The organism is Hymenobacter volaticus, assembly GCF_022921055.1.
Lineage (GTDB): Bacteria > Bacteroidota > Bacteroidia > Cytophagales > Hymenobacteraceae > Hymenobacter > Hymenobacter volaticus.
This window is the reverse complement of sequence record NZ_CP095061.1, coordinates 2,852,117-2,867,352: the sequence shown is the minus strand read 5'-3', so window position 1 is coordinate 2,867,352 and position 15,236 is coordinate 2,852,117. Positions and strand designations below refer to the sequence as shown.

The following is a 15,236-nucleotide window of genomic DNA, read 5'->3' as shown; positions in this document are numbered from 1 at the left end:
ATTAGAGAGTAGCCATAAGTAAAGAAGTTGCGTAGAAGCTCAACAGCAACCCAATAGTTGCTATCCTATTCGTATAGAGCCCGCCCGTCCTCGCTTCACACCTGTTTACGCTTCATGAAAATTGCTTTACTCATTGGGGCTACCGGCCTCGTTGGCGACTACTTACTTCGTCAGTTGCTCTCCGACAGCCGTTTTGCTACCATCAAGGTGTTCACTCGTCGCCCCACTGGCTATCAGAACCCTGACAAGCTAGAAGAATACCTCGTGGATTTCGATGAGCCCGAGAACTGGCAGCATTTGTTGGTGGGAGATGTTCTGTTTTCAACCCTTGGCACTACGCTCCAGCAAGCAGGCAGCCAAAGCGCGCAATACAAAGTAGACTACACCTACCAGTACCGGACAGCGGAAGCAGCGGCCCAAAACGGCGTGGTAACCTATGTGCTGGTGTCTTCCGCGTCTGCTGACCCTGAATCGTTTGTATTTTACACCCGTATGAAAGGCGAACTAGAACGGTCAATCAAGCGGCTGCCGTTTCAGCGAATCCGCATTATTCAGCCCGGCATGCTCACCGGAAACCGCCGAGAACCTCGATTAGCTGAGCGGATTGCGTTGCCCTTAGCAGCCTTGGTGGCCCGCGTACCTGGCCTTGCTCCTTACCGCCCTATTCACGGCCGGGAGGTGGCGCAAGCCATGATCAATGCTGCCCTCGATGAAAAGCCTGGCATTCAAATCGATTCTCTGGAAGGGGTATTCAAACGAGCCGGCACCCAATAAATCGGCACCGCCAACAACAGAAGAGCCCGCTGGCAACGCGTTGCCAGCGGGCTCTTCTGTTTGCATTCAGTAATCTAGTTTACGCCTTTCTCCACTTGATGCCGCAGCCAACAGCCTTTGTTGAGCTGGTGGAGGCGGGTTTGCCAGCCAAGATTTCAGTCATGGCGTTTTCCACGTACTTGATTTTCACTTGCTTGGCATCCTCGGAGTTGTCGTCGATGGCGCCGATATAGCTTACCTTGAACTCGTTGCCGGTGCCCTGGCGAGTGAGCACGTAGAGGTGGGGTGTGCGGGTGGCGCCGTAGGTTTGCGCTACCTGCTGGGTTTCATCAACGAGGTAGGGGAAGGGGTAATTCTTGGTTTTAGCCCGCGTCTGCATGGCCGCGAAAGATTCGCCGGTAGCCATACCGGGGTCGTTGGGGTTGATGGCTACGACGGGGTAGCCCTGGCTAGCGTACTTCTGGTGCAGTGCAATAATGCGGCTTTCGTAGGCCTGAGCGTAGGGACAAGTATTGCAGGTGAATACCACGATGTAGCCCTTGGTGGTTTTGTTGTCGGCCAACGAAACCATCTTGCCATCCACGTTTTTGAGCTTGAAATCAGCGGCTTTGTCGCCCACCTGATAGCCCGCCAGTGGCCGAATGTAGCTGCTCAGCACCAGCAGGAGGCAGGCAGCCAGAAAAGGAACAAGCTTTTTCATGATAGTGAAATTTGATTGGTTGAAAAACGAAAACTTGTTGCTGACTGAAGTTACTGAAGAAACTTTTGCAAAGCAGCCGTTAGCTCAGGCTGTGTGAATTCCTTTTCATAGGCCATGCGCTTCTGCTTGCTGTTGTTGATTAGGAGTGTAAACGGCAGGGCGCCCGACCATTTACCGTCCACCTTATCCATCCAGGTATTGGGGTCGGTTTCGTTGAGCAATACCACTTCCGATTTCAAGCCGCGCTTGAGCACGAAGGGCTTTACTTTCTTGTCGAGCTGTGAGGCGTAATCCATGCTTACCAGCAGCACTTTCACTTTTTGCTTGGCGTAAGTGGTGTTTATCTGCTCGAAATAGGGTAGCTCTTTTATGCAAGGCGCACACCAGGTGGCCCAAAAATTGATGACGTACGTGGTGTCGGTTTTGCGGTTGAGGCGCTTTTGCAAATCCGGTAGTTTAATTAAAGCCACTTGCTGAGCCTGGCTGGGCAGCATTAGAAGTAGGGCCGCGGCCAAGAAGAGGTATTTCAATGGATTCATGAAAGAGAAAAGGAGCGTGAGTTTTCTATAGACAACCACCACTAGGCAGAAGTTGCGGCCATCGAATGGGCAGGCAATAGGAGTGAGTGAGGAGCCAGGAAGGCTTTTCAAATACACAGCCAACAACGAACCTTCCGTACCTTTGTTATTACAAGAAACAGCTCCCCTTCGGGTTATGAACAAGACCTATTGCCCTAGCCTCACCGAGTACAAGCGCCGCCTCTCCCGCGAAGTGAAAATTGGAGACCTGCCCATGGGTGGGCTCAATCCTATTCGGGTGCAGAGCATGACCACCGTCGACACCATGGACACATTAGGGTCGGTGGAGCAGACGCTGCGCATGGTAGAAGCAGGCTGCGAGTACGTGCGCATTACGGCGCCGAGTGTGAAGGAGGCCCAAAATCTGCTCGAAATCAAGAAGGAACTGCGCAAACGGGGCTGCAACGTGCCCCTCATTGCCGACATTCACTTCACGCCCAACGCTGCCGAATTGGCTGCCCGCATTGTGGAGAAGGTGCGCGTGAACCCCGGCAACTACGCCGATAAAAAGAAATTCGACTTCATCGAGTACACCGATGCCACGTACCACGCCGAGGTGGAGCGCATTCGGGAGCGGTTTCGGCCGCTGGTGCAAATCTGCAAGCAGTACGGCACCGCCATGCGCATCGGTACCAACCACGGCTCCTTGTCCGACCGTATCCTGAGCCGCTACGGCGACACACCGCTTGGCATGGTGGAATCGGCGCTGGAGTTCTTGCGCCTCTGCGAAGAAGAAAACTACTACGATGTGGTGCTGAGCATGAAGGCTTCTAACACGCAGGTGATGGTACAAGCCTACCGCCTGCTGGTGCAGAAGCTCGACGAAGAAGGCTTGCAGCCCTATCCGCTGCACCTCGGCGTAACGGAAGCCGGCGAAGCCGAAGACGGCCGCATCAAGTCGGCCGTAGGCATCGGTACGCTGCTCGAAGACGGCCTCGGCGACACCGTGCGCGTGAGCCTTACCGAAGCGCCCGAAGCAGAAGCGCCTGTTGCTAAAGCCCTAATTGATCGGTACACCAACCGCGCAGCCACAGCTGACCCCATCCGGCCACTGCTGGAAGAAGAGCCGCTCGACCCGTTTCAGTATCACCGCCGCGTCACGCACGAAGTCCTGAATTTCGGTGGCCTGAACGTGCCGCGCGTAGTGGCGGACCTTTCGCGCCTGCCGCGGCTCGAATATGCCGATTTGCGCGCTGCCGGCCACCTGTACTCGTCGTTTCTCGACAAGTTTCAGATGAGCGACTTGGGTGCCGACTACATTTACACGGGTGAGCGGCCCGTGCCTTATATGCTGCCCAACGGCCTCAAGGAAATCGTGACGTACAGTGCCTGGATGGACGGCGGCCAGCGCCTCGACCATTACCCCCTGCTCACGGCCGACACTTACCTGGCAGATTTCACGAAGCTCCACCCACAGCTCAACTTCCTGGTTGTGGAGTTGGATACGCTGGATGCCGAACTGCTGGAGCGCCTGCGCACCGAAACCCGCGTGGTGCTCACTTTGAGCACCACCAACACCCACGCCATGCCCGAGTTGCGGCGAGCCTTCTTCGATCTGCTCGATTATGGCGTCACGTGCCCGGTAGTGATTCGACGCGTGTACACAGCGCACAACATGCCCCAAACGCAGCTCGATGCTGCCACCGATGTGGGTGGCCTGCTGATTGATGGCCTCGGCGACGGTATTGCCCTTTGCACCGATCTACTGCCCGAGCAAGAGCAAGACGCCTGGCTGCACGACATCGACCAACTCAACCAGCTCAGCTTTGGCATTCTGCAAGCGGCGCGCACTCGCATGTCCAAAACCGAGTACATCAGCTGCCCTAGCTGCGGCCGGACCCTGTTCGACCTCCAAGAAACCACCGCCATGATCCGCAAGCGCACCGACCACCTCAAGGGCGTGAAGATCGGCATCATGGGCTGCATCGTGAACGGTCCCGGCGAAATGGCCGACGCCGACTACGGCTACGTGGGCGTAGGCAAAGGCAAAATAGCTCTCTACCGCGGCCAGGAAGTTATCAAGAAAGCCGTGCCCGAAGCCCAAGCCGTAGACGAACTGATCGAACTCATGCGCGAAGACGGCCGCTGGATCGAGAAGGAAGTGCTGGAAGAGCCAGTAGGGGCGTAACAGAAAAGCGAATCGGGCAGGCTACATAAGTCTGTCCGCTTTTATGTACAGAGCATGCTAGATTTCTATCTGATTCACGATAGCCAAAACCCATCAAGCAAAAGGCTGGTCTTAGAGCGAGCGGGAGGTATAGAGGATAATTTGTTTTTCCAGCTTCAGCATGAGGGTATCATAGAGCCGTGGTTCGACTACTATAGCAAATTTCGCTGGGGTAGCGAGTTAATAGCCCGAATGCTCTCCAGGATACAACAGCAGCCACACGCAACATCTTTGCAGAAAGAACGAACGGCTTTCAGAGAGATGCTGCGGAAAGCCACGGATATGAAATGCGGGCTTATGGGATTTGGTGATTAAAGTCAAGAATTTATAAAGTGTGGTGCTAGTGGATAACGAAAAAATGCGGCTTGCTCTGGCCTCAGTTGATATCAACTTGAAGAGCCATTTTGAAACACTACGGAATGAAAACTTAGCTATTCTGCGAAGTGCCGGAGTAGAGGAGGAAACGCAAAATTTCTTTGTCGAATTCTCTTTTGATACCGAAATAGAAATAGGTGCTTTTTCTTATCGGCAGGCAAACTGCCTTAAGAAAAACTATGATTGGGAAGATGATTTTCAGCGTGCGCTTCAAACTAATCTGTTGCTGGTAGGGAGTGCCAGGAATGGAGATATAGTTGTGCTTGATCTGGAAGATTATCAGGTGGGAATCCTATTCCATGACTACTTCTGGGAAAAGGAAGAGGAAGATCCGAGGAAGTACTTAATTAAAATGGACTGTTCTCTCGGTCAATTCTTTTACAACTCGGTATCCGTGCAAGATTACCCGATCGACGCATATGAAGCTGCTGCTTATGTGGGCGCAGAATTCACTGGCGACTGGAATCCAAATGATGAGGCGTGAAAACCGCGTAATTAGGTTCATTACCTTTACCGCGTTCTTCACATCCGCTTCTGCATGATTCGCACTATCATTTTTGATATGGACGGGGTCTTGGTTGACACCGAGCCCCTGCACCACGACGCCTTTTTTCGCCACTTCGCCGAGCTAGGCCTTACGGTGTCCGACGAGTTGTACGGCACATTTCTAGGCGCTTCTACCCGCAACGTATACCAGCAGGTCAAGCAGCACTTCAACCTGCCGCAGGATATAGACAAGTTGATGGACCGAAAGCGGGAGCTGTTTGCCAAAGCCTTCGATGAATCCAAGGAGCTGGATTTGCTGCCTGGGGCCCGGCACCTAGTAGAAGAGCTACACGGCCAAGGCGTGCCGCTGGTAGTGGCATCGTCTGCGTCTAGAGGCACCATCGACCGGGTATTCACGCGCTTCGGACTGTACCCGTTCTTTGCGCATATTGTCAGTGGCGAGGATTTCACCAAGTCGAAGCCTGACCCGGCAATCTTCTTGCGCGCGGCCGAGCTAACCGACACGCCACCAACGGAATGCCTGGTCATTGAAGATGCCGCCAACGGCGTAGCCGCGGCCAAAGCAGCGGGTATGTACTGCATCGGCTTCCTGAGCGAGCATTCTCAGGGGCAGGATCTGCACCAGGCCGACCGTATTGTGGCAAAGCTGGAAGAGCTTGACGCGGCCACAATTCTGGCGTTTCCAGAATCTACTAATCCTGCTCCGGCCGTATAACTAGTTTGGTGCTCCCGCAGGTGACGTAGCTGTGGCGGCTTCTGACCTATGGCCAAACGTTCACTTAAACTGCCGGAACTAGGCTTGCTTATCTTTATGCTCCGCGGCAAACCCGATGCCGAACGCATGTTAGGGCTGCTGCACACGGTGGAAGTAGCGGAGATAGGACCAGAAGAAATAGGTAGCTTGCGATTCACTAACTACCAGCCAAATCGGCGGCTAGGCGAGCGAATTGCCAGCACCCAATTTCTAGACGAGGATGGAATCCTGGTATTCGCCTCACTTTATCTAGACCAGGAAGGCGAGCTGTACGAACTTGACTATTGGAAAACAGACGATAGTCCGCTCCTGCGCATACCTGCTTTTTAGCTAGCAAGAATTATGTAATGAGTCGTTGGAGCCAGTTTTTATCAGCCCGTCATGCTGAGCTTGTCGAAGCATCTCGCTAGGGTAGTACACCCTAACGCTTACTCAACGATGCGAGCGAGATGTTCCGCAAAGTTCAGCATGGCAGTCATATGACTAGCAAAAGATTTTTGCGGAGTGCTCCAGCTGCCTATTTACACTTTTCCTTGCGGCGGGTGTCAATTACGTGCGCAATCTTCCAGCCGCCGGCCAGCTTCACCAACTGAAACGAGTTGTAGCCGCAGTGGCTAAAGGTGCTGCCGAGGTAAAACTCGTAGGGGGTCCAGACGCTGGCCAGGTTGGCGTCAATCAGGACCTTATCGAAGGTGATGCGCTCGTCCCATACCTCTTTATGGGGCTTGCCAACCGCTTTCACAAAATCTGATGGGTTTTCGGGCATGAGTTGGGTGGTGCCGTTGCGGTTGGCAATGGTGTGGAAGACGGCGCCAGGAGCGAATGTGGAGCGCACCAGCGTGCTGTCACCCTTGCGCATGCCCTCGAAAAACGTCTGGATGGTTTTCTTGACAGCTTCGGTTTCAACAGATGCAGTTTGCGCCGTGGCGTAGGTAGCGGGTAGCAGGAGGGCAGAGAGTAGCAGGTATTTCATGGGCAGGAAGTTAAGCGGAAGCAATGACACCAACCGGCTAATACGGTTGCGGACATAGGCAGCTGGATGGGCAAATAGATTTCGTATTCAATCAGGCAGCTTAGTTGCCAAAGTATCTGCACTATGCGCTGTTTGGTTCTACTTCTTAGCGCTAGAAGCGCAGCGTCAGCACAGCAGGGGTTTCGGTATTTCCGTATGAGAACTCATAGCTAGCTTCAGGATGGGTGGCTGATAGGTGGTCAGAGCAAACAGTAAGATTGCGGCCTGGCTCCACTATTCGCGCCCAGGCAAGCTATTTTTGTTGTTGCCACTGCTCTGTTTATTGCTTTCTGCCCATCCATGGAAATCCGTCGCACCTTTGATTTACTGGCTCGTTTGGCCATAACCACGCCGCAAGCGGATTGCTTGGTGGAAAAGAAAGCAGGCACCTGGCAGCCGCTAAGTGCCGCGCAGGTGCAAGCGCAAAGCAACCACGTAAGTCTGGGGCTGTTGCAATTAGGCATCGGGCACGGCGATAAAGTGGCTATCATTTCGGCTAACCGCCCCGAGTGGGTGATAGCCGATTTTGGCATTGCCCAGCTTGGAGCCGTGAGCGTACCGATGTACCCTACCATCACCGTGCAAGACTACCGCCATATCTTCCAAGATGCCGGCGTGCGGGTGGTGCTAGTGGAAAACAAGAAGCTACTGAGCCGGGTGCAGGAAGCAGTAGAAGCAATGCCCAACGGCCCTGAGCACGTCTTCACCTTCGATAAGCTAGAGGGGGCCCGCTCCTTCGTCGAACTGCTGGCCTTGGGCGAAGCTGCCGATGCAGTAGGCCTTGAGGCACTCAAAGCTGCTGTACAACCCGATGATTTGCTGACGCTTATCTATACCTCGGGCACTACTGGGCGGCCAAAGGGCGTGATGCTTAGCCACCGCAACTTGCTTTACAACTGCGAAAACCTGACCGGTTACCTACCGCTGCCAGCTGGTCAAAAAGCGCTCAGCTTTCTGCCTTTAAGCCATATTTTCGAGCGCACGGCCACCTTGCTCTACTTGATGCTAGGTTTCAGCATTTGGTACGCCGAAAGCGTGGAGCGCATCGCCGACAACCTGCGAGAAGTACAGCCGCAGGTGTTCACAACGGTGCCGCGCCTACTAGAAAAAATCTACGACAAAATCGTGGCCAAAGGCCAGGAGCTGACGGGTGCGAAGAGAAAGCTGTTTGACTGGGCCCTGGAGTTAGGGTTGCGCTACGATACGCAGAAAGACCAGGGCATTTGGTACAACACACAATTGGCCCTGGCCAACAAGCTAGTGTTTAGTAAGTGGCGCGAAGCTATGGGCGGACAGGTGCATTACATCGTCAGCGGGGGCGGCGCCCTGCAACCCCGGTTGGCGCGCGTGTTTTGGGCGGCCGGTATTCGGGTGATGGAAGGCTACGGCATGACGGAAACTTCGCCAGTTATTGCCGCCAGCTTGCCCGAAGCCAGTGGCAACCTTATTGGAGCCGTAGGCCCGGTGATACCGGGAGTGGAAGTGAAGCTGGCTCCCGACGGCGAAATTCTGACCCGTTCGCCTTCCGTGATGCAAGGCTACTACAACCGTCCCGACCTCACGGCCGATACCATCGATGCCGACGGCTGGCTGCACACCGGCGACATTGGGGAACTGGTGCAGGGGCGGTTCCTGAAAATCACGGACCGCAAAAAAGAGATGTTCAAGACATCCAACGGCAAGTACATTGCCCCGCAGCCGCTGGAGTCGCGGTTGGCGGAGTCGCCGTTGGTGGAGCAGGTAATGGTGGTGGGCGAAGGGCAGAAGTATGCGGCTTGTTTGCTGGTACCTGCTTTCGCGGAGCTGCGCGCCTGGGCCAAAAATCACAATCTGCCGGCCGATCTGTCGGATGCTGCGTTGGCGGCTCACGCGCAGGTGCAACACCTCTACGACCAACTAGTGCACCAAGCTACCGCCGCCTTCGCACAATGGGAGCAGATCAAGAAAGTAGCCTTAGTGCCAGCACTTTGGAGCGTGGAATCGGGGGAGCTGACCCCTACTTTAAAGGTGAAACGCAAGGTTGTCAGCCAGAACTATCAGCAGCTAATTGAGGGGCTATACCGCTGATAAATAAATAAGAATATAGCCAGAAAAGTAAATCATTCCGGGGGTCGGAGTGTTATATAGGCACACTAGAAGACTTGTATTATGCGCATGAAAGGCTTGTTTAACCTGGGTCCTGTTTTCGGTTATTTCTTCCGCAAAAACGATCCGAACCGCACTTCTAATTTCAACTTGCGGACGATGCACTTCATCAATAAACTCTCCATGGCCATGTTCCTGGTGGGGTTTCTCGTGCTACTCTACCGCTGGTTTCTTCGCTAGATAATCCCTTCTTTGCAACGCCAACCGAGGAGTTGGCAGCTTCTTTGAGCCGAGCACTAGTGCTTTATTCAGAGAGCTGCTAACCGCCGGTTGGCGTTGCCTTGTTTGTGACTTTTAGTTGTAGCGCCGCATGAACATCGAAGACTTCCGCGACTATTGCCTGCTGAAGGCCGGAGTAACCGAAGAAACCCCCTTTGGCCCCAATACCTTGGTTTTTAAAGTCGGTGGCAAAGTATTCGCCCTTACCGATATCGATACGTTTGGTAGCATCAACCTGAAGTGCGACCCTGAGCGTGCCGTAGAACTGCGTGAGCAACACGACTATGTATTGCCCGGCTACCACATGAACAAGAAACACTGGAACACCGTCCTGATCGGCACTGGTGTTTCCAACGCGCAGCTAAGCGAATTTATAGACCACTCGTATGATTTAGTACGCGCCTCATTGCCAAAAAAGCAGCGCGAAGAACTAGCACAAAGCGAACAGCTAGAAGGCTAGTAATTCAAAAATATTCCGCTTCTCGCTCGCCTAGTTGAACCGATACGAGGGGACCTTGCTAGCAAGAGGCTGCGACTTAACTCGCTACTCCGATCAGTTTGGCAGTTTCTGAAACGCGTTTATTCTACCAGTTCGGTGCGCGTGAAGCAGATAACGTCGCCTTGCAGCAATTGCATCGATACTTTGGTGGGTGACTGTTGGAGGAAGTGTGTGAAATCGTGAATCAGATGGCTTTGGTCGTAGTAGCCATGCTGTTCCAGTAGAGCCAGCCAATCCTCTTTCTTGCTTACCTCTCGCTGTTCTAGCTTGCCTAGCAGCCGACGGAAACGCATGAAGCGAAACACCTCTTTCACCGAGAAGCCTAAGTATTTCTGGAAGCGCAGTTGCAAAGTTCTCTCCGATACTTTCGTAGTTGCCGCCATAACTTTCAGCGGGTTCAGGTGCTGGCTCTTGGCCAGCAGCGGCAGCTGGGCCATGAGCTCAGCGTGCGGTCCTTCCAGAGCCCGTAGATAAGGCAAACTGAAATCAACAATAGCCTTAACCAAGTCAGTTGGGGCTTGAAGCAAGCGAAGCTGCTGCCACAGTTGCGCAAACGGACGATGTGGCACCAGGTCGTCGGGGTCAGTGAAATCGTCGGTAAGGCGTTCTACGGGCACTTGGAACAAGCGGAAAAAGCCTTCCAGCGTGAAATTGACCGTGAGTATGCGGCTGCCTCCGGGCAAGCGATACTGAAAGGCTCGTTTGAGGGGAGCCGTAACCACAATGCCATGTATTTGATGGACTTGCGCCAGCGTGCCGTCGTCGTGCCACATTTCAGCCGTTGGGCCAAGGTTGATTAGCATGACTATTTGGAAGGTGGGCAGCAGCGTACGTACCACCGGCGCGGCGCCTTCTTGCACCGTCAACAACACAAAATACTGAAGCACCTGCTGCAAGGAGCGAGGGGCCACGATAAACTGCTCTTGCAACACGCTCATCGGTATCGGCAGTTTTAGAGTTGAGAAACACCGGTTGTTTGAGATTGAAGGCGCTAATGCTTAGCGCTAAGCTATGCGCGATTCGCCCGTATTGAATGCAGTCTGCGCAGTTGGTAAGCAGTACTCGGATGTGCAAAGCAAGCAGAAAGGGAAAAGTTGAATTGAACGGATGAGAAATGATGGAGTAGGATAGCTTCGTTTTCTTACAATTTTTCGGCGAAGCGAGCCAGTAGGTTTACATCAATTCTAGCAAGTAGGCGACAAACAAGCCCATTGCTAGCGCCTTTCTCCGGCGCGGAATTTCTAATCACAACAGCGTCGGGAGACTGTCACACTTACTTCATTCCTTCACTGCTTCTCATGGAAAACCTTCCTGCTTCTGCATCTAGTGCCTCTGCTAGCCGTGCATTTCCAACTATTCTGCTGACGGGTGCCACGGGTACTATTGGCACCGAAGTAAGTAAGCTGCTTTCAACCGCAGGCGTTCCGTTTCGTGCGCTGGTGCGTTCGTTGCAAGATCCTAAAGCCGAGCAGTTGCAAACTCTGCCCGGAGCTGAGCTAGTAATCGGCGATTTAAACAAGCCGGAAACGGTCGCGTCGGCGCTGCTTGGTATCGAACGAGCCTTTCTGCTAACCAATTCTTCCGAGCAAGCCGAAACGCAGCAACTCGCTTTCGTGGATATGGCCCGGCAAGTAGGGGTGCGCCATCTGGTGAAGCTTTCGCAGTGGGCCGCCGACCGGAACTCGCCAGTGCGGTTTCTGCGCTACCATGCTGTGGTCGAGGAGGCTATTCGAGCTACTGATATGGCATATACCTTCCTGCGTCCCAACCTGTTTATGCAGGGCCTACTGGCCTTTCGGGATTCAATAAGGACCCAAGGCCAATTTTTTGCGGCCATTGGCGAAGCCAAGGTCAGCGTCGTGGATGTCCGCGACATAGCCGCGGCAGCCGTGGCGGCCCTCACAGCATCGGGGCACGAAAACAAAATCTACAACCTAACTGGCCCCGAAGCCTTGACGCACGCCCAAATGGCTGCTCAACTCTCTGCGGCCTTGGGCAAGCCGATCCGGTTTCAGGATGTGCCACCGGAGGTTATGCACGCCGCCGTGTTGGAAATAGGTTTTCCAAGGTGGCAGGCCGATGGCCTAGTGGAAGACTACGCCCACTATCACCGCGGCGAGGCAGCTACCGTCGCCAGCGGCGTGCTAGAAGCTACTGGCCAGGCGCCCCGGCCCTTCGCAGCCTTCGCACACGATTACGCGCCGCAATTTGCCTGAGATGTTATTCAAGAGGACGCTGGTGCTCACCAAACCAGTGCAGATCGTGGGGTTTGGCATTGAAACCGATGATTTTCTAGATCAGCTGTCTTTCTAAGCTTGCTCCACTGCAAGTAGCACGTTAGATAGTGCCGATCGTTCAACGAAGAGACGCAAGCTGTTGCATCTCTACACCGTGCTGATCGGTTGAAACTACATGCAACAACTACTTAGTTGTATTTCACAAAAAAGCCCGCTGGATACTTACAGCGGGCTTTTTTGTGAAACTTTTCTATCTAACTATTCTAGTAGAACAGTCATGCTGAGCTTGCCGAAGCATTTCGCATGCTGATGTCTGATTACTACTCTAGTGTCAGCACACGAGATGCTTCGACTCCGCTCAGCATGTCCGTTCTTTTTAGGTAGCACTTATACCACCACGTTCACCATGCGGCCAGGCACGACAATGACTTTCTTGGCGGTTTTGCCGTCGCCGAAGCGGGCCAGGAAGTCGGAGCCTAATACAGCGGCCTCGATGTCGGCGGCGGTGGCGGTGGCGGCAAATTGGAGCTGCTCGCGCACTTTGCCGTTGATGGCCACCGGGTAATTGACGGTATCTTCCACCAGGAATTCTTCTTTGAACTCCGGATACGTAGCCGAACTGATGCTACCGGCCTCGTGGCCGAGCAACTGCCACAACTCCTCGGCCAAGTGCGGCGCGTAGGGCGAAAGGATAACCACTAGCGGCTCCAAAATGGCGCGTTTGTGGCATTCGAGGGCCGTTAGCTCGTTCACCGTAATCATCAGGGCACTAACGGTGGTGTTGAAGCTGAACCGCTCGATATCTTCTTCCACTTTTTTGATGGCCTTGTGCAGCGCCTTCAGTTCCGCAGGTTTCGGAGCTTCGTCGGTCACGGCAAAGGCACCATCGACAGGGTGGTAGAGGCGCCAGAACTTCTTGAGGAAGCCGCCCACGCCGCTCATACCGTTGGTGTTCCACGGCTTGAACTGCTCCAGCGGCCCCAAGAACATTTCGTACACGCGCAACGCATCGGCCCCGTACTGGCTTACCAGCACGTCGGGGTTGACCACGTTGAATTTGGCCTTCGACATCTTCTCGACTTCCCAACCACTCACGTAGCGTCCATCATCCTCCAGAATGAATTCAGCACTAGCATAGTCAGGACGCGACTTTTTGAAGGCTTCGGTATCGAGTACATCGTTGTGCACGATGTTCACGTCGACGTGCAGGGCGGTGGTTTGGTGCTGGTCTTTCTTGCCGAGTGTTACGAACGTGTTGGTGCCGTTGATGCGGTACACAAAGTTCGAGCGGCCCAAGATCATGCCCTGGTTGATGAGCTTCTGGAACGGCTCGGGCGCTGACACGAGGCCCAAATCCTTGAGGAAGAGGTGCCAGAAGCGGGAGTAGAGGAGGTGACCGGTAGCGTGTTCGGCGCCGCCGAGGTAGAGGTCCACATTCTGCCAGTACTTTTCCGCTTCCTCGCCCACGAAACGCTCGGCGTTGTGCGGGTCCATGTAGCGGAGGTAGTACCAGCTAGAGCCGGCCCAGCCGGGCATGGTGCTGAGTTCGTAGTCGTACTGGCCTTTATACTTCCAGTCTTTGGCGCGGCCAAGGGGCGGCTCGCCGGTTTCGGTGGGCTTGTACTCGTCGATTTCGGGCAGCACCAGCGGCAAATCGGCTTCGGCTACGCCGTAGGCCACGCCGTCTTTGTAGTAGATCGGAATCGGCTCGCCCCAATAGCGCTGGCGGCCAAAAATGGCGTCGCGGATGCGGAAGTTGGTTTTGCCTTTGCCGAGACCCTTTTCTTCGAGGAAGGCAATGAGCTTGGCAGTAGCTTCTTTGTAGCCGAGCCCGTCGATGATGCCGGAATTGATGTAGCGTCCTTCCTTGGTCGGGTCGGCTTGCTCATCGAGGCCTTGCTGGGCGTCGGTTACCTGCACGATGGGTAGGTCGAAGTGCTTGGCAAACAGGTAGTCGCGCTGGTCGCCGGAAGGTACGGCCATCACGGCGCCGGTGCCGTAGCCTGCCAGCACGTAATCGGCAATCCAGATCGGCACGGGCTCACCCGACACCGGATTGAGAGCATACGCCCCCGTGAAAGCACCCGAAACGGCCTTTACGTCGGCCATCCGGTCGCGCTCCGAGCGGCGCTTGGTCGCGTCGATATAGTCGGTAATGGTTTGCTGCTGCTCTGGTGTGGTCAGTTCTTTCACCAACTCATGCTCGGGCGCCAATACCAGGAACGTAGCCCCATAAATAGTATCCACGCGGGTGGTGTACACCTTGATTTGGGCGCTGGCGTGGTGTTGCACCGGGAACGTTACTTCGGCCCCAATGCTGCGGCCAATCCAGTTGCGCTGCATTTCCTTTACGGCATCGGGCCAGTCCAGTGTGTCGAGACCCTGGAGCAGGCGGTCGGCGTAGGCGGTGATGCGCAAATTCCACTGTGGCATCAGGCGGCGTTCCACGGGGAAGCCGCCGCGCTCCGAGAGGCCATCTTTCACTTCGTCGTTGGATAGCACCGTACCCAGGCCGGCGCACCAGTTCACGAAGGTGTCTTGCTGGTAGGCGAGGCGGTAAGGATGCACGGCCGTGAGGCGCTGCTTTTCGCTCATCATCTGCCACTGACCGGCTGTGAAATCGTGCCGCTCCTCGTCGTCGCCGGCCGCGCGGATGCCTTGGCTGCCGTTCTCGGCGAACTTGTCGAGCAGGGTTTTGAGGGGCTCGGCGCGGTTGGTGTCGAGGTTGTACCAGCTATTGAACAGCTTCAGGAAAATCCACTGCGTCCATTTGTAGTAGGCCGGGTCGGAGGTACGGATTTCGCGGCTCCAATCGTAGCTGAACCCCAGCGAGCTAAGCTGCCGAATGTAGGTATCGATGTTTTTTTCGGTGGTGAGGGCAGGATGCTGGCCGGTTTGGATGGCGTACTGCTCGGCCGGCAACCCAAACGAGTCGAAGCCCATGGGGTGCAGCACGTTGTAGCCGCGCAGGCGCTTGTAGCGTGATACAATGTCGGAGGCAATGTAGCCGAGCGGGTGCCCAACGTGCAGACCCGCGCCGCTGGGGTACGGAAACATGTCCAGCGCGTAGAATTTCGGCTTGTTGGAGCTGTTATCCGCCTTAAACGTATGGTTTGCTTGCCAGTGGGCCTGCCACTTCTTCTCGATTTCCTGGGGACTGTAACCGGGCATGGATGTTAAGTTGGTCCAATAAGTTCTTGGACCGCGAAATTACGGCGAATTGCCGGGAAGGGCTAATTCCAAACACTGAAGCGCGCTTCGCGGTTGTA

General features: G+C 54.7%; 14 protein-coding genes. 9 read left to right on the top strand and 5 right to left on the bottom strand.

All coding sequences use genetic code 11. The annotated features are described in order from the left end of the window. Positions 1–114 precede the first annotated feature (114 nt). Positions 115–774 (top strand): NAD(P)H-binding protein, encoded by a 660-nt coding sequence (locus MUN86_RS12475; protein ID WP_245118208.1) that lies wholly within the window; start codon positions 115–117, stop codon positions 772–774. 79 nt (positions 775–853) lie between these two features. On the opposite strand, the gene MUN86_RS12470 is transcribed toward MUN86_RS12475, so the two are convergent. Next, complete coding sequence (locus tag MUN86_RS12470) at positions 854–1,474, bottom strand: thioredoxin family protein (protein ID WP_245118207.1); 621 nt, start codon at positions 1,472–1,474, stop codon at positions 854–856. 50 nt (positions 1,475–1,524) lie between these two features. Continuing rightward, the gene (locus tag MUN86_RS12465; RefSeq protein WP_245118206.1) at positions 1,525–2,013 is read right to left on the bottom strand and encodes a TlpA disulfide reductase family protein; all 489 of its coding nucleotides are present in this window, start codon (positions 2,011–2,013) and stop codon (positions 1,525–1,527) included. 175 nt (positions 2,014–2,188) lie between these two features. Between MUN86_RS12465 and ispG the strand changes: the two genes are divergently transcribed. The 4 genes from ispG to MUN86_RS12445 all read left to right on the top strand — a co-directional run bounded on the left by ispG (position 2,189) and on the right by MUN86_RS12445 (position 6,185). Then, positions 2,189–4,180 carry a (E)-4-hydroxy-3-methylbut-2-enyl-diphosphate synthase gene (ispG, locus tag MUN86_RS12460; protein WP_245118204.1) on the top strand — a complete coding sequence of 664 codons (1,992 nt, stop codon included), beginning with the start codon at positions 2,189–2,191 and terminating at the stop codon, positions 4,178–4,180. Between the two features lie 382 nt (positions 4,181–4,562). Then, complete coding sequence (locus MUN86_RS12455; protein ID WP_245118203.1) at positions 4,563–5,078, top strand: hypothetical protein; 516 nt, start codon at positions 4,563–4,565, stop codon at positions 5,076–5,078. Between the two features lie 54 nt (positions 5,079–5,132). Next, the gene (locus MUN86_RS12450; RefSeq protein ID WP_245118201.1) at positions 5,133–5,816 is read left to right on the top strand and encodes an HAD family hydrolase; all 684 of its coding nucleotides are present in this window, start codon (positions 5,133–5,135) and stop codon (positions 5,814–5,816) included. A gap of 48 nt (positions 5,817–5,864) precedes the next feature. Next, positions 5,865–6,185: a DUF6984 family protein gene (locus MUN86_RS12445; protein ID WP_245118200.1), complete on the top strand. Its 321-nt coding sequence runs from the start codon at positions 5,865–5,867 to the stop codon at positions 6,183–6,185. Positions 6,186–6,372: 187 nt separating this feature from the next. Here MUN86_RS12445 and MUN86_RS12440 read toward each other — a convergent pair whose 3' ends face one another. Continuing rightward, positions 6,373–6,828 carry a nuclear transport factor 2 family protein gene (locus MUN86_RS12440; protein WP_245118198.1) on the bottom strand — a complete coding sequence of 152 codons (456 nt, stop codon included), beginning with the start codon at positions 6,826–6,828 and terminating at the stop codon, positions 6,373–6,375. Positions 6,829–7,167: 339 nt separating this feature from the next. On the opposite strand from MUN86_RS12440, the gene MUN86_RS12435 reads away from it, so the two are divergent. The 3 genes from MUN86_RS12435 to MUN86_RS12425 all read left to right on the top strand — a co-directional run bounded on the left by MUN86_RS12435 (position 7,168) and on the right by MUN86_RS12425 (position 9,691). Further along, positions 7,168–8,934 (top strand): AMP-dependent synthetase/ligase, encoded by a 1,767-nt coding sequence (locus MUN86_RS12435; protein ID WP_245118196.1) that lies wholly within the window; start codon positions 7,168–7,170, stop codon positions 8,932–8,934. 87 nt (positions 8,935–9,021) lie between these two features. Beyond that, a complete protein-coding gene (locus MUN86_RS12430) occupies positions 9,022–9,192 on the top strand; it encodes a DUF6728 family protein (RefSeq protein WP_245118195.1) in 171 nt (56 codons plus the stop codon). A gap of 130 nt (positions 9,193–9,322) precedes the next feature. Further along, positions 9,323–9,691, top strand: a complete 369-nt coding sequence (locus tag MUN86_RS12425; RefSeq protein WP_245118193.1) for an MmcQ/YjbR family DNA-binding protein — start codon at positions 9,323–9,325, stop codon at positions 9,689–9,691. A gap of 119 nt (positions 9,692–9,810) precedes the next feature. On the opposite strand, the gene MUN86_RS12420 is transcribed toward MUN86_RS12425, so the two are convergent. Beyond that, positions 9,811–10,668, bottom strand: coding sequence for a helix-turn-helix domain-containing protein (locus MUN86_RS12420; RefSeq protein WP_245118191.1), 858 nt, complete (start codon positions 10,666–10,668; stop codon positions 9,811–9,813). A 360-nt stretch (positions 10,669–11,028) separates the two neighbouring features. Between MUN86_RS12420 and MUN86_RS12415 the strand changes: the two genes are divergently transcribed. Continuing rightward, on the top strand, positions 11,029–11,946 hold the full coding sequence (locus MUN86_RS12415) for an SDR family oxidoreductase (protein ID WP_245118189.1): 918 nt from the start codon (positions 11,029–11,031) through the stop codon (positions 11,944–11,946). Between the two features lie 408 nt (positions 11,947–12,354). Here MUN86_RS12415 and leuS read toward each other — a convergent pair whose 3' ends face one another. Then, complete coding sequence (leuS, locus tag MUN86_RS12410; RefSeq protein ID WP_245118187.1) at positions 12,355–15,138, bottom strand: leucine--tRNA ligase; 2,784 nt, start codon at positions 15,136–15,138, stop codon at positions 12,355–12,357. Positions 15,139–15,236: the final 98 nt, after the last annotated feature.

What these genes read in the sequence shown, in the direction of transcription:
- MUN86_RS12475 (WP_245118208.1), top strand. Translation starts at nt 115, where the DNA reads ATGAAAATTGCTTTACTCATTGGGGCTACCGGCCTCGTTGGCGACTAC.
- MUN86_RS12470 (WP_245118207.1), bottom strand. Translation starts at nt 1,474, where the DNA reads ATGAAAAAGCTTGTTCCTTTTCTGGCTGCCTGCCTCCTGCTGGTGCTG.
- MUN86_RS12465 (WP_245118206.1), bottom strand. Translation starts at nt 2,013, where the DNA reads ATGAATCCATTGAAATACCTCTTCTTGGCCGCGGCCCTACTTCTAATG.
- ispG (WP_245118204.1), top strand. Translation starts at nt 2,189, where the DNA reads ATGAACAAGACCTATTGCCCTAGCCTCACCGAGTACAAGCGCCGCCTC.
- MUN86_RS12450 (WP_245118201.1), top strand. Translation starts at nt 5,133, where the DNA reads ATGATTCGCACTATCATTTTTGATATGGACGGGGTCTTGGTTGACACC.
- MUN86_RS12445 (WP_245118200.1), top strand. Translation starts at nt 5,865, where the DNA reads ATGGCCAAACGTTCACTTAAACTGCCGGAACTAGGCTTGCTTATCTTT.
- MUN86_RS12440 (WP_245118198.1), bottom strand. Translation starts at nt 6,828, where the DNA reads ATGAAATACCTGCTACTCTCTGCCCTCCTGCTACCCGCTACCTACGCC.
- MUN86_RS12435 (WP_245118196.1), top strand. Translation starts at nt 7,168, where the DNA reads ATGGAAATCCGTCGCACCTTTGATTTACTGGCTCGTTTGGCCATAACC.
- MUN86_RS12430 (WP_245118195.1), top strand. Translation starts at nt 9,022, where the DNA reads ATGAAAGGCTTGTTTAACCTGGGTCCTGTTTTCGGTTATTTCTTCCGC.
- MUN86_RS12425 (WP_245118193.1), top strand. Translation starts at nt 9,323, where the DNA reads ATGAACATCGAAGACTTCCGCGACTATTGCCTGCTGAAGGCCGGAGTA.
- MUN86_RS12420 (WP_245118191.1), bottom strand. Translation starts at nt 10,668, where the DNA reads ATGAGCGTGTTGCAAGAGCAGTTTATCGTGGCCCCTCGCTCCTTGCAG.
- MUN86_RS12415 (WP_245118189.1), top strand. Translation starts at nt 11,029, where the DNA reads ATGGAAAACCTTCCTGCTTCTGCATCTAGTGCCTCTGCTAGCCGTGCA.
- leuS (WP_245118187.1), bottom strand. Translation starts at nt 15,138, where the DNA reads ATGCCCGGTTACAGTCCCCAGGAAATCGAGAAGAAGTGGCAGGCCCAC.